14 protein-coding genes are annotated in these 13,266 nt (G+C 63.1%); 7 read left to right on the top strand and 7 right to left on the bottom strand.

Features of this window, described 5'->3' with window-relative positions:
• Nucleotides 1-148 precede the first annotated feature (148 nt).
• The 4 genes from ACODR8_RS02535 to ACODR8_RS02520 all read left to right on the top strand — a co-directional run bounded on the left by ACODR8_RS02535 (nt 149) and on the right by ACODR8_RS02520 (nt 3,858).
• The gene (locus ACODR8_RS02535; protein ID WP_489005792.1) at nt 149-1,150 is read left to right on the top strand and encodes an NAD-dependent epimerase/dehydratase family protein; all 1,002 of its coding nucleotides are present in this window, start codon (nt 149-151) and stop codon (nt 1,148-1,150) included.
• A gap of 299 nt (nt 1,151-1,449) precedes the next feature.
• Nucleotides 1,450-2,460: a KpsF/GutQ family sugar-phosphate isomerase gene (locus ACODR8_RS02530; protein WP_217672592.1), complete on the top strand. Its 1,011-nt coding sequence runs from the start codon at nt 1,450-1,452 to the stop codon at nt 2,458-2,460.
• Complete coding sequence (gene kdsB / locus ACODR8_RS02525) at nt 2,457-3,263, top strand: 3-deoxy-manno-octulosonate cytidylyltransferase (RefSeq protein WP_489005841.1); 807 nt, start codon at nt 2,457-2,459, stop codon at nt 3,261-3,263. Before ACODR8_RS02530 ends, kdsB begins: the two co-directional genes overlap by 4 nt.
• A gap of 4 nt (nt 3,264-3,267) precedes the next feature.
• Nucleotides 3,268-3,858 (top strand): histidine phosphatase family protein, encoded by a 591-nt coding sequence (locus ACODR8_RS02520; protein ID WP_489005840.1) that lies wholly within the window; start codon nt 3,268-3,270, stop codon nt 3,856-3,858.
• Between the two features lie 35 nt (nt 3,859-3,893).
• Here ACODR8_RS02520 and ACODR8_RS02515 read toward each other — a convergent pair whose 3' ends face one another.
• From ACODR8_RS02515 to ACODR8_RS02500, 4 genes are all read right to left on the bottom strand, one after another.
• Nucleotides 3,894-4,064, bottom strand: a complete 171-nt coding sequence (locus ACODR8_RS02515) for a hypothetical protein (protein WP_489005791.1) — start codon at nt 4,062-4,064, stop codon at nt 3,894-3,896.
• A gap of 121 nt (nt 4,065-4,185) precedes the next feature.
• Nucleotides 4,186-4,737, bottom strand: a complete 552-nt coding sequence (locus ACODR8_RS02510) for an LptA/OstA family protein (RefSeq protein WP_489005790.1) — start codon at nt 4,735-4,737, stop codon at nt 4,186-4,188.
• The gene (locus ACODR8_RS02505) at nt 4,737-5,384 is read right to left on the bottom strand and encodes an LPS export ABC transporter periplasmic protein LptC (protein ID WP_119746149.1); all 648 of its coding nucleotides are present in this window, start codon (nt 5,382-5,384) and stop codon (nt 4,737-4,739) included. Before ACODR8_RS02505 ends, ACODR8_RS02510 begins: the two co-directional genes overlap by 1 nt.
• A gap of 21 nt (nt 5,385-5,405) precedes the next feature.
• Entirely contained in the window at nt 5,406-6,023 is a 618-nt protein-coding gene (locus ACODR8_RS02500) for a ribonuclease D (RefSeq protein ID WP_489005789.1), read from the bottom strand.
• Between the two features lie 252 nt (nt 6,024-6,275).
• Between ACODR8_RS02500 and ACODR8_RS02495 the strand changes: the two genes are divergently transcribed.
• Both ACODR8_RS02495 and ACODR8_RS02490 read left to right on the top strand, forming a co-directional pair.
• Nucleotides 6,276-7,127: a cold-shock protein gene (locus tag ACODR8_RS02495; RefSeq protein ID WP_489005788.1), complete on the top strand. Its 852-nt coding sequence runs from the start codon at nt 6,276-6,278 to the stop codon at nt 7,125-7,127.
• A gap of 320 nt (nt 7,128-7,447) precedes the next feature.
• On the top strand, nt 7,448-9,097 hold the full coding sequence (locus tag ACODR8_RS02490) for a hypothetical protein (protein ID WP_489005787.1): 1,650 nt from the start codon (nt 7,448-7,450) through the stop codon (nt 9,095-9,097).
• A gap of 77 nt (nt 9,098-9,174) precedes the next feature.
• On the opposite strand, the gene ACODR8_RS02485 is transcribed toward ACODR8_RS02490, so the two are convergent.
• On the bottom strand, nt 9,175-10,584 hold the full coding sequence (locus ACODR8_RS02485) for a helix-turn-helix domain-containing protein (protein ID WP_489005786.1): 1,410 nt from the start codon (nt 10,582-10,584) through the stop codon (nt 9,175-9,177).
• Between the two features lie 141 nt (nt 10,585-10,725).
• On the opposite strand from ACODR8_RS02485, the gene ACODR8_RS02480 reads away from it, so the two are divergent.
• Nucleotides 10,726-10,920: a hypothetical protein gene (locus tag ACODR8_RS02480; RefSeq protein ID WP_119746139.1), complete on the top strand. Its 195-nt coding sequence runs from the start codon at nt 10,726-10,728 to the stop codon at nt 10,918-10,920.
• Between the two features lie 187 nt (nt 10,921-11,107).
• Here the strand turns inward: ACODR8_RS02480 and ACODR8_RS02475 are convergent, their stop codons facing one another.
• Nucleotides 11,108-12,106, bottom strand: coding sequence for an inorganic phosphate transporter (locus tag ACODR8_RS02475; RefSeq protein ID WP_119746137.1), 999 nt, complete (start codon nt 12,104-12,106; stop codon nt 11,108-11,110).
• 21 nt (nt 12,107-12,127) lie between these two features.
• A complete protein-coding gene (locus ACODR8_RS02470; protein ID WP_489005785.1) occupies nt 12,128-13,243 on the bottom strand; it encodes a DUF47 family protein in 1,116 nt (371 codons plus the stop codon).
• Between the last annotated feature and the right edge of the window lie 23 nt (nt 13,244-13,266).

Genomic DNA, 13,266 nt, shown 5'->3' with positions numbered 1-13,266 from the left:
AAGCCTAAACTTTGCCGTCTAAGCGGAGGGCGATCGGATGGGACATCGGGGCAAATGGAGCGAAAAGCCTTTACATCGCCCGCTACTTTGGTGTGACTGACAGGGTGCGCCGCCCGCTGGCGCGACTTTGCGTGGGAGAATGAATAGCATGACGATATTGGTCACCGGCGTAGCCGGCTTTATCGGCATGACGGTCGCCGATCGGCTCATGGCGCAGGGCCATGCCGTGGTCGGCATCGACAATATGAACGATTATTATCCCGTCTCGCTCAAGCGGGATCGGATCGCCGCGCTGGAAAAGGCGCATGGCAAGCTGTTCACCTTTCACGAGCTGGACTTCGCCGACAATGATGCACTGCACGCGGCGCTTGCCGATCAGGTGATCGAATCGATCGTCCATCTGGGCGCGCAGGCCGGCGTGCGCTATTCGCTGATCAACCCGCACGCCTATGTCCGTTCCAACCTGGCGGGCCATGTCAACATGCTGGAGCTGGCGCGTGAGCGGCGGGTGCGGCATCTGGTCTATGCCTCCTCCTCGTCGGTCTATGGCGGCAATGACAGCCTGCCTTTCCGGGTCGAGGACCGGGCCGACCACCCCGTCTCCCTCTATGCCGCGACCAAGCGCGCTGATGAACTGATGAGCGAGACCTACGCCCATCTGTTCCGTATCCCGATGACCGGGCTGCGTTTCTTCACCGTCTATGGGCCATGGGGTCGGCCCGACATGGCGATGTGGATCTTCACCAAGAAGATCCTCGCGGGCGAACCGATACCGGTGTTCAACCATGGCCGGATGCAGCGCGATTTCACCTATATCGACGATATCGTTGCGGGCGTGATCGGCTGCCTCGACCATCCGCCTGCCGACGACGGCGCGCCCAAGCCGGGCGGCAGCCGCGCGCCGCACCGGCTCTATAATATCGGCAATAACAAGCCTGAGGAACTGATGCACCTGATTGCGGTGCTGGAGGACGCCTTGGGCCAAAAGGCGCAGATCGATTTCCAGCCGATGCAGCCGGGCGACGTTCACGCCACCTTTGCCGACATCAGCGCCATCGCCCACGACATCGGCTTTGCCCCAACCACGCAAATCGAATCGGGCGTGCCGCAATTCGTGGCCTGGTATCGCGACTATCATCAGGCGCGCTGACATCGCATTGCAGCGCACACATTGCGCCGCCAAAAGTTCCACGGCTCGTCTCCGGCTTCAGTCGCCTCACCTTGCCCAACGGCGACGGTGTGAAGGAAAACTGCGTTGAAATTCTTTTCGCAGTTGCAAAATGGTTTGCCATAAGTGCCTGAAACAGCGTAAACAGTTGCGCTGTATCGGTGGTCAAGCCGATTAGGGGTCGCGGAACAAGGGAAAGACGACGCATCGAATAAGGTGGATCGTCGCCGCATGTGCCAGCCGGGTATCTGGCGGCAACACGCGGGAAAAAGGGCAAACGCGTGTCGACACTTGCATCGAAAATCGTGCCGTTCGGGTCGGGCGGACGGATTGTTAAAGCGGCCTGCCACAGCCTGTCTGTCGCAGCGCTGGGCCTCAATGCGCTGGAAGCGCAATTTGCTGAACGCGACTTTGCCGCCACCTTCGTGCGGTTGATCGGCGTTATCATGAATGTCCGGGGTCGCGTGATCGTGACCGGCATCGGCAAGAGCGGCATCGTCGCGCGCAAGATGACGGCGACGCTGACGTCGACCGGCACGCCAGCCATCTTCCTGCATCCCGCCGACGCCGGCCATGGCGATCTGGGCATGGTGACGCCCGACGATGTCGTGCTGATGCTGTCCCATTCCGGCGAATCGACCGAACTTGGTCCCATCATCCAATATTGCAAGCGCTTCGCCATCCCCCTGCTGGGCATGACGGCGCAGGCGCACAGCACGGTGGCCACCGCCGCAGACATTTGCATGTTGATGCCCGACGTGCCCGAAGCCTGCCCCAATTCGCTTGCGCCGACCACATCGACCACGGTGCAGATGGCCTTTGGCGACGCGATGGCGATTGCGCTGATGGAAATGCGCGGATTTTCCGCCGATGATTTCCACAAATTCCACCCCAATGGTCGCCTTGGCGCGCAACTGATCAAGGTGCGCGAACTGATGGCCAAGGGGGGTGACATCCCTTCGGTGCAGGAGGATGCTTCGCTCCTGGACGCCACCATCGAAATGACCCGCGCCCGTCTGGGCGGCACGGCGGTCGTTGATCGCGACGGGCGGCTGATCGGCGCCTTCACCGATGGCGACCTGCGCCGCACGGTGACCGGCAAGCAGAATCTGACCGAGGCGGTCGGACGGTTCATGACGCACACGCCGCTGGCGGTGGGACCGGATGAACTGGCGCAGGAAGCGCTGCACCTGATGCACGAACGCAACGTCATGCTGCTGTTCGTGTGCGACAAGGGCAAGTTGATCGGTGCGGTCCATATGCACGACCTGCTGAACGCGGGCGTCGCCTGAACCAGCTTGTCGTCATTCCCGCGCGGGCGGGATCGTCCCGCCTGCCGCGCAAGCCGCTGCGCCTGATCGCCGGGCGCACCTTGCTCCATCGCACCATCGCCATGGCTCGCGCCGCCATTGGCACCCGCGATGGGGTAGCGCTGATCGTCGCCACTGATGACGACGCAATCGCCGATCACGCCCGCGCCATCGGCTGTGACGCTGTGATGACCGACAGCGCCATCGCCACCGGATCGGGCCGCGCGCTGGCCGCTGCGCTGGCGCAGGCCACCCCGCCGCGTTTCGTCGTCAACCTCCAGGGCGATTCCCCCTTCCAGCCGCAGGGGGCGCTCGGCGCTGTCATCGCCGCGCTGGAGGCAGGCGCGCAGGTCGCCACCCCGGTGATTGCGCTCGATTGGGCCGCGCTCGATGCCCTGCGCGATCACAAGACGCGCTCCCCCTTCAGCGGCACCTGCTGCGCCCGTGCGCCCGATGGCCGGGCTTTATGGTTTTCCAAGAATATCATCCCCGCCATCAGGGGCGAAGATGCCCTGCGCGTCAGCCAGCCCGTCTCGCCCGTGTGGCGGCATGTCGGCCTTTACGGCTATGCGCTGGACGCCCTGCGCGCGTTCGAGGCCTGCCCCCCCACGGCGCTCGAAAATCTGGAGGGGCTGGAGCAACTCCGCCTGCTGGAACTGGGCATCCCGGTCACGACCGTGGCGGTCGATCCGCCGCTGTTCGACAGCAGCGGGATCGATACCGAAGCGGACATCAGCCGTGTCGAGGCACTGATCGCCCGGCATGGCGACCCGACGCCCCCCTGACGCCATGCGCCGCCTCTTCATCATCCGCCACGGCAATACCTTTGCCAGCAGCGCGCAGGCCTGCCGCATCGGGTCGCGCACCGACCTGCCGCTGGTCGAGAGCGGCCATGCGCAGGCGCAGCGGCTGGGCGCATGGTTTGCCACACAGGACTTTGCCATCACCCGGCTCCTCATCAGCCCGCTGCTGCGCGCCCGCCAAACTGCACAGGCGATCGCCGACGCCACCGGCCATGCGCCGGACGGCACGCGCGACTGGCTGGGCGAGATCGACCATGGTCCCGACGAAGGCCGCCCGGAGGCGCAGGTGCTGGCCCGCATCGGCGCGCAGGCGATCGCCGACTGGGACGAGCGCGCCATCGCCCCTGTCGACTGGATCGTGGGCGCCGACGCGCGCATTGCCGCCTGGCGCGTTTATTTCGCTGAAGGTGGGGAGGGGATTGATCTGCTCGTTACCAGCAATGGCGCCGCCCGCTTCGCGCTGCTGGCCGCGGGTTTGTCGCTAGGCTCGCTTAAACTGCGGACGGGGGCGTTCGGGGAACTGGCGCTCGATGCGGACGGCGGCGTGACGCTGGTCCAATGGGATGCCAGGCCTTGAGGCGATAGGCACAAGGCCCGCCTTTTCGCGCCTGCCTAGCCTTTGGAAAACCAGATCACGATGCCGATCGAGGCTACTGCCCAGCTGGCCAGACCGACCGCCAGGCCACTGATGACGCCGATCGTCATGTTCCAGCGGCGCGCGCTCAGAATGGCGCTGCCGAGCGCAATGGCGAATATCACTAGAACGATTGCCGCCAATGTCATGGACAGCTTATCGCAGCGCAATTAAAAATGTGCAATCCCTGATTGTTACAGGGTCTCCACGCTGGATCAACCCCACCGACAAACGGTTCGTCGCGCCACGGAAACCGTGCAACGCCCGCGCTTAATTCTTCCGCTGCGGCACCGAGAATGTCCCGGTCACCCGGCCCCCGGCGCTGCCCGTAACGCCAGCGCCGCCACCCGACGCGCGGCCATCGACCGTCGAGCGCCCGGTGTTGAGGTCCATCACCAGTCGCCCGCCGGTCAACCGGTTCGACCCCTGGGTCAGCGCAACATTGCCCAGCATGGTGATCAGCTTGCTGTTGAGGTCGTAAATGGCGACATTGCCGCGTGCGGTCTGGTCCGCCTTGGTCACCACGACATTGCCCGATGCGTCGATCCGGTCGATCTCCACCCCGCCCGTGCCACCGCCCGGCTGGTTGCGATAGGCCACCGTCATGCGCGCAGCGTTGAGTGTCATGCCCGCCTGCGTCACTTCGACATTGCCCGACACGACGACACGGTCGGCGCGGTCCTGCACCTCGATCCGGTCGGCGGTGAAATTGACCGGCGCGTTGCTGTTATGATTGCCGACGACCTGAGCGCCCGCACCCGCGAACAACAGGCCAGCGGCGCCCACGCAGCCGATCGACAGCAGAAGATAGGAAGCTTTCATCAGTTCCGCCCTTTGAGGCCATTTTGTTCGATGCGCAAGCTGGCCCGGCCATTCAATGTCACCGTCCGCGCGCCCATGTCCGCTTCCAGATGGTCGGCGCTGAACGTGCCGATCGGGATGCGCCCGTCGACCCGGCCCGCGCTGCGCATCCGCCGGGTCTTGAGGTCAATGCCGACGTCGCGCGTGGTCAGGCGATATCCGCCCGCCGCCTCGAACTGCACCGGTCCCTCGATCCCGACCCGCTCTGTCTCCATGTCATAGCGGCCCTTTTGCGCGCTCAGCACGGCGGGGCCATCCGACAGCAATATGCGCGCGGACATGCTGTTCAAATCAACAATCGGTTCGCGCGAGCTTTTCTGCACCGCGGACCCCGCGCGCAGGGAAAAGGGCTGCCCCTTGCTGTCCTGCCCGCGATAGAGCGCCTCGGTCACCCGCATCCGTTCCTTGGCGACTTCCACCTTGTTCTTGTCCAGAACGAAGCTGACCTTGTCGCCGCCGGTAAAGGGCGCGGTCGCCAGCAGCGCGCTCAGCACGCCGACCGCGACCGGCAGCCAGTTTTTGAGCGTGCCGACCAGCCGGTCATGGCTCCCCCCCGGCCGCGCCCAGTGGCGGCGCACATCGCGTTGCTGATCGGCCTGGACGGACATGATGACGACTACCCGATTCGCTTACATATGGGAGAAGATGTCGATCTCCGGCCATCCCGCCAGGTCGAGTTCGGCACGGTGCGGCAGGAAATCGAAACAGGCCTGGGCCAGTTCCATCCGCCCTTCGCGCTCCAGCCTTTTGTTCAGCTCGGTGCGCAGCGCGTGGAGGAAGCGCACGTCGGACGCGGCATAATCCTTCTGCGCGTCGGTCAGGGTCGGGTTGCCCCAGTCGCTCGACTGCTGCTGCTTGCTGATGTCCTGCCCCAGCAATTCGCGCACCAGTTCTTTCAGGCCATGGCGGTCGGTATAGGTGCGGATCAGGCGCGACGCGATCTTGGTGCAATAGACGGGCGCTGCCACCACGCCCAGATAATATTTGATCGCGGCGATGTCGAAACGCCCGAAATGATAGAGTTTCAGCCGTTCCGGGTCGGCCAGCACGGCGCGCAGATTGGGCGCGGCATAGTCCGATCCGGCGGCAAAACGCACCAGATGTTCATCGCCCTTGCCATCGCTGATCTGCACTACGCAGAGGCGGTCGCGCGGGGTGATCAGCCCCATGGTTTCGGTATCGACGGCGACCGGACCGGGGGCAAGCACGCCAGCGGGCAGATCTTCTTCATGGAAATGGACGGTCATGGCTTCCCCTCTATGGGCAAAGCGGGGATATCGCAATCAAAGGCTTTGCCGATGGTGCGACAGGATGGTTCGACAGGGGCGTGGGATCAGCCGAAGTCCTACCCGAAACCTTACCTGTAAAAACATTCGCGCTCCCCCAAAAAGTTGATATAGTGATTCCCAAACCGCGCCTTTGCGGTGGATTGTGCATGTCATTCGCCCGACATGTTTGTCCGATTGGTCTTGGGGCGAAGCGAAAGTGACTAACAGGGCATGAGTTTTGACAGAGGTCGCCGCGGCGGGCGCGGCAAGGACAAGCGCGACGGTTTCGGCGACGACAATTTCTACGATCAGGGCGCTGGCGGCGGCGGTGGTCGCGGCGGTTTCGGTGGCGGCTTCGGTGGCGGTGACCGCTTCGGCGGCGGCGGTGGTGGCTTCGGCGGGGATCGCGGCGGCTTCGGCGGTGGCGATCGTCCTGCTGGCGGCGGCTTTGCCGGTGGTGGCAATCGCGGCGGCTTCGGCGGCGGTGGCGGCGGCTTTGCCGGCGGCGGCGGCGGTGGTCGCGGTATGCCCGCGCAGGTCGTTGGCGAAGGCACAGGCGTCGTCAAATTCTTCAACGGTCAAAAGGGCTTCGGCTTTGTCGTCCGTGACGATGGCGGCGAAGACGTGTTCGTTCACATCAGCGCTGTCGAGCAGGCTGGCCTCACCGGTCTGGCCGAAGGGCAGCAGCTGGGCTTCACCCTGGTCGATCGTGGCGGCAAGGTGTCGGCGACCGATCTCAAGATCGAAGGCGAACCGCTCCCCGTTACCGATCGTGGTCCGCCGCGTGAACCGCGCGAACCCCGCGCCGGTGGTTTCGGTGGTGCGCCCGGTGGCGATCGTGGCGGCCCGCAGCGTCAGCTGACCGGCGAACGCGCCAGCGGCACGGTCAAATTCTTCAACGCGATGAAGGGCTTTGGCTTCATTCAGCGCGATGACGGCCAGCCCGACGCCTTCGTCCACATCAGCGCCGTCGAACGCGCTGGCATGGCCGCCCTCAATGAAGGCGACCGTCTGGACTTTGAACTGGAAGTCGACCGTCGCGGCAAATATGCCGCCGTCAACCTCCAGCCCAAGTCTGACTAAACAGACACACTTCCGCTTTCGCGGGAGAGGATGAGAAGGGGTCGCCTGCCCGGCGGCCCCTTTTTTGTTTGGGGGTGTGCGCCACTTTTTGCCATCCAATGACGAATTTCATGATCTCTAAAGCCGCCATCAGCTCAGATGCTTGCAGATCATCGTCTTCTAACGCAAATTTAGATGCCTCTCCACACCGCGTTAATCTGCAAAACAGAGACATCGGGTGCCTTCGGGCGCACCCAAGACGATCCTTGGTGAAATCTGATTATTGCTTAATCGCCGTGCGCGCATAGGTTCGTCACAATGGGACGAAGAAAGGTCCTTCGATGCTAGAGTTACTGGGTTCTGTGACGCCAATTGCAATATCTCTGGCCGTGGTCATCGCATGCTTGACATTGTTGATCACAATCGTGGCCGTCCTATTTGCCGGTCTTGAATTCGAGGTGGGCGGCAATTTACTTTCTATGAAGTTGACCAAGCGACAGATGTTGTCGCAATCGACACCTGTTTCGCAGACCATAGAGCCAGCATCAGAGCCCTCACTTCCGTCACTAGACCGTCCAATGATCTTGACGCACGAACCGGTCGCGCAAGAGGCAGAGGTTAAGGCCGAGGCCGCGCAGGAACAGGGGGGCGGAGAGAGCGACTTCTTCTGGATGTGGTTTTCGGCAAAAAATCTCACAGACCTTGATTCCGCTTTTGATGGAATGCTTGAGGGCCTGGATTCCGAGAACATCGAGTTCTGGCATACCGACCACCTGCGCCGCCGAGAACAGATGGGGGCCTATCAAGGTAGACAGGCGATGCGTGAATTAGCCTCCAGCAACCCTACTTGGGCAATGCCGCATGCGGTAATGCTAGATTGGGCAATTGCAGATCATGACTACCTCGCGGCACAAACGCATATGGATGCTGGGCTAGAGCGCACTTGGTCTCCTCAGTTGGGACACGTGATTGGCTCTGGCGTGCGCCTTATCTACAAGACCGACGGCAGGCAGGCGGCGCTAGCGTTTGCGCTTCGTTGGTCGAAGGCTGGTACGACCGATGGAATCCGGGCTGCGGGGCTATTCACTTTGGCTCAAATTCTAAAGGAAGCGGGGGATCTTGACGGAAGTTTCATCGCCTCGGAATACGCAAGCATCGTTCAGCCTGCTTCTGAAAAGTTCAGCCTCGCCTATGGCTACTCGCGTTCGAGCAGCCGATGGGCACCGGCGCTCTGGCACTATTTTCGGCACATCAGCTCCACTGGTGACGACGCCGTAGCCCGTAACAATGTAGGAGTACTTTATTCGCAGTTCGACAAGGCGCTGGCCGTCCGTGAATATGAGCGTGCGAATTCCGAGGGAGACAAGTTTGCATCAGCCAACCTAGCCCATCTTCTGATTGCCGACGGATACCCGGCATTGGCGCTCTCACTACTTGACGGCGTCGAGGATGCTGGCAACGCCGCAGAAAACCACGCATCCGCGCGCACTGCCGCACTGGCCGCGCAGCGGCGGATCGATGAAAAGGCGACTGAGGTAAAAACTAGGATGGAGGCGACGGTCGAGCCGTATCGCGCATCGCTCGCCAGCGCTTTACGTTTTCAACAGGATGCGCCGGAGGCCATGATTACAGGCGTTTTCGCCACCGCTTCGCGCGATGTCATAGCTGTTGCGGATGGAACTAAGGTTCGCTGCCAGATCCGGGCGGGGGCGAAGGTTTATGAAGGCACGCTACAGAATCAGGTTACATGCTTTACCGGCTGGCTTAGCGCCAGCGGCGGCACCATCTTAGGTCAGGAGGTGGCAGAATTCACACTATTGAACGAGGGCAAGGGGACGTTGCGGCTTTTCCGTTGGCCCACATCATTCGGGTTGAATTCCAACTTTGCGGCATTTGAGTTGAAGGAGTGTGAGAAGGCACCCCAACTCGCACCACCGCCAGCGCAGCAGCCACTGGGCCTCTTGGCGAACCTGACTTCGGTCGTTGAGTAGTTCGCCACACGCGATGGCGGCTATCTTAGTTTGCGATTCTAGACCTGCCATTCCGCAAACGGCCAGTTCCCCCCCCTTCACACCCGCCTAAACGGAAACGGCGCACTCGTCCGCTCATACCCATGCAAATCCAGCGCCCGCGTCACCGGGGGCAGCGCCCTGTCCGGGCAGGCGCGGCGTTCGCATAGGTGGCAGGTGGGGCCGACTTCGACCGCGTCGTCCTTGTCCGGGTCGATGCCATCGGCATGGACGATCCGCCCGGCATGTTTTGCCTCGCACCCCAGCGCGATCACCGCGCGGCCGCGTGCGCCCGGCGGCTGGGGCAGCGCCATGGCCAGCGTAACGAAGCGGCGCTCATCCAGCGTCTCGATCAATTGCACATTCACCTGATCGACCGCGCCTGCGCCATGCGCGTCCCAGCGCGGGCAGGTGCTGCCATAGCGGGCGAAGGGCCAGGCTTCGCCGTCGAAGCGCTTGGATATGATGCCCGCCCGGTCCATCCTGACCATGAAAAAGGGGATGCCGCGCGCGCCGGTGCGGTTGAGGCTGGTCAGGCGGTGGGCCAGCTGCTCGCTCGACACGCCGAACCGGTCGCGCAGCACGGGCAGGTCGTGGCGGCATTGCTCCGCCGCCTGGCGGATGCGGTCATAGGGCATGATCAGCGCGGCGGCGGCATAGTTGGTGAGCGCGATGGTGGCGAGGCGGCGGCTATCCTCGTCCGGTGGGGCGGCACGGGCGACCTGCGAAGCGATCGCGTCGGCCAGTTCCTGCGCGCACAGATGATAGGCAATGGCGAACAGCCGCCCGGACGCTGCCAACCGCTCGCTCAGCATCAGCCGCCGCCGGTGCATGTCATAATGGCGCAGCGTCCCTGCCAGCACGTCGGCGCGGACGACCTGGACGGCCATGCCGTGCCGGTCCTTCAACCGCGCGCGCAGGTCCGCCTGCAACAATGCGGGATCATCGTTCAACTGCGCCGCGATGGCTTCGGCCCCGGCGTCAATCTCGGCAAAATGATTGCCCGCCCGCGCGATCGTCTCGCGCAGCCAGTCGATCGGTGCGACCAGCGGGGCGGGGCCGCGTTCGCCCGCCGCCGCTTCACCGGGCAGGCGGCGCAGGTCGCTGAGCGCACGATAGAATCGGGCGATGGCTTCGCTGACGCCGGGATAATTTTCGGACACTTCCAGCACTTCGTCGCGGGCAATGCCGATGTCCCGGACCAGCGCGTCGGACAATATTTCGCTCAGTTCGCCCGATCCGCCATCGGCCGCGCGCGCGGTGAAATCGCGAATGTCGATGTCATAAACATTGGCCAGCCGCAGTAGCATCTGCGCGCTCAGAGGGCGCTGGTTGCGCTCCAGATGGTTGAGATAGCTGGGCGAAACGCCCAGTTCCTCGGCCATGCGGGTCTGGTTCAGCCCCAGTTCGCGGCGCAGGACGCGCAGCTTGGGGCCAAGGTAAAGTTTGCGGTCGATTGCATCTGCCATAAAGTCATGATGTCATAGAATGACAATATGACCAAATCTTATCGTGACACGCGGCCACTCATCGCCCTTCCGCATCGCGCCAATATGTCTAACTCACTGTCCATCGCCGCACTGACGGCTTGCAGACATAAGGACAGGATCATGACGACGGACACGATGGAAAATATGACTGAAACCGGCGGCCACCCCCAGCCCGCCCGCTCGCGCGCGGTTTTCTCGCCGGAAGATTTCGGCCTGATCCGCACCGCGATCGTCCATTATCTGCGCGAGATTCAGGACCAGCCGGAGTCGGTCAAATACGCCAATCTCTACCACCGGCTCGGCCGGGTTGCGTAACATTAAATCGCGATGATGGTGCTTCTTCTCCCCTCCCCGGCGGGGAGGGGGCGGGGGAGGGGGAGCGAGGCGAAGCCGAGCGTCTACGCTGGCGGCAGCGCACCCCCACCCAACCTCCCCCTCAAGGGGGAGGGGCTTTTGGGTCACCAGCCAGCCTGGTGGAGCATTCTCCTCTTGCAGGAGAGGATCAGAAAAAGCGCGTAATCCAGTAGAAACCCGCACCGATCAGCGCGGCGGCGGGCAGGGTCACAACCCACGCGACGATGATGCGCGAGGCGATGTTCCAGCGCACCGCCGACAGCCGTCGCGACGCGCCCACGCCGACGATCGCGCCGGTGATGGTGTGGGTGGTGGACACCGGAATCCCCAGATGGGTCGCCATGAACAGGGTGATCGCGCCCCCGGTTTCCGCGCAGAAACCCTGCGCCGGGCTGAGCCGCGTGATCTTCGACCCCATGGTGTGGACGATCTTCCACCCGCCAAAGAGCGTGCCGAATCCCATCGCCGCCTGGCAGCTGATCACCACCCAGAAGGGGACATGAAAGTCGCCCTGCAACATGCCCTGCGAATAGAGCAGCACGGCAATGATCCCCATCGTCTTTTGCGCGTCATTGCCGCCATGGCCGAGTGAATAGAGCGAGGCGGAGACAAGTTGCAGCTTGCGAAACACCCCGTCCGCGCCATGGGGCGTGAAGCGGCGGAAGATCCAGCTGATGATCAGCACCAGCAACAATGCCAGCAGCAGGCCGATGGCCGGCGACATGACGATCGCCGCGCTGGTCTTGAACACGCCGGTCCAGATCACTGCGGGCAGCCCCGCCTTGGCCGTCCCCGCGCCCAGCAGCCCGCCGATCAGAGCATGGCTGGAGGAGGAGGGGATGCCCAGCGCCCAGGTGATGAGGTTCCATGAAATCGCCCCCATCAGTGCGCCGAAAATCACCTGCGGATCGATGATCGCGGCGTCGACGATCCCCTTGCCCACCGTGGTCGCGACATGCAGCCCAAAGAAGAGGAAGGCGATGAAGTTGAAGAAGGCGGCCCAGGCGACCGCATATTGGGGCTTGAGAACGCGGGTCGACACGATGGTCGCGATCGAGTTGGCGGCGTCATGCAGGCCGTTGAGAAAGTCAAAGGCAAGCGCGACGCCGATCAGCGCGACCAGCAGCGGGAAGGCTATGGGGTCCATGGACTCTATCCGGCGGGATCGTCAGGCGTGGTCGATGACCAGGCCGGAAATCTGGTTGGCGACATCCTCGAACCGGTCGGTGACCTTTTCCAGGTGGGAATAGATTTCCCGCCCGACGACGAAATCCATCGGATTGCCTTCGCGCGCGGCGGCATAGAGCGTCTTGAGGCCCGCTTCGTGCAATATGTCGGCATGGCCTTCCAGCTTGACCAGACGTTCGGTCAGGTCGTGCAGCCGCGTGGCGTTCAAGTTGAGCGAACGCAGCAGCGGCATCGCTTCGGCCGCCAGCCGCGCACATTCGACGATCAGCGCGCTCATATCCTGCATCTGCGGCGGGAATGTCTTGACCTCATAAAGGGCGATCGCCTTGGCGGTCTGGTTCATCTGGTCGATCGCGTCGTCCATCACGCCGATCAGCCCGGTGATGGCGCTGCGGTCGAACGGGGTGACGAAGATGCGCCGGACGTCCTGCAACACGTCGCGGATGATGTCGTCCGCCTCATGTTCGCGGTCGGAAATTTCCTTGATATGGACCATCATGTCCGGCCCGCCCTTGAGCAGCCGGGCCAGTGCATCGGCGCCGGCAACCAGCGTGGCCGCATGATTTTCGAATTGCTCGAAAAAGCGGCCCTGCTTGGGCATCAACGCATGAAACCAGGCGAGCATTCCAGTCCTTTCGCTTTGCTTGTCCTTGAACCACAGTAGCATCCGCACGAACCGGCCCGGATCGCGGGGCGGTTTGCGAAAGGCGGCGATGATTGCCTGAAGATCGGGTTCCGCGACCGCGCGTGCGGCCTCTGCCACGGGAAACCAGCGCAGTTCACGCTGCCCCTGTTCGGGCCATTGCGACAATTGGCCTGTGACGGCAAGGGGAAAGACCTCGACGCTCGTTTCCCGCGCGGCACCGTTGCGCTTCCGCTTGTCATAGCTGTAGCGGCCAAGTGAAGCGGGGCAGGCGATGCCGTGGATGCCCGCTTCCTCAAAGGCTTCCAGTTCGGCGGCGCGATGGCCGGCCAGCCCCTTGATCCGGTTGCCCTTGGGAATGACCCATCGCCGCGTGTCACGCGACGTGATCAGCAATATCTGCATCGATCCGTCGGCATGGGTCGTGTAGGGGAGGGCAGCAATCTGGCGCATTAGTCGCGCCTTGTAACGAAATT

It is taken from the genome of Sphingobium sp. FG58 (assembly GCF_057809055.1).
Note: the sequence above shows the minus strand (reverse complement) of the source record. Positions and strands in the feature narration are given on the sequence as shown.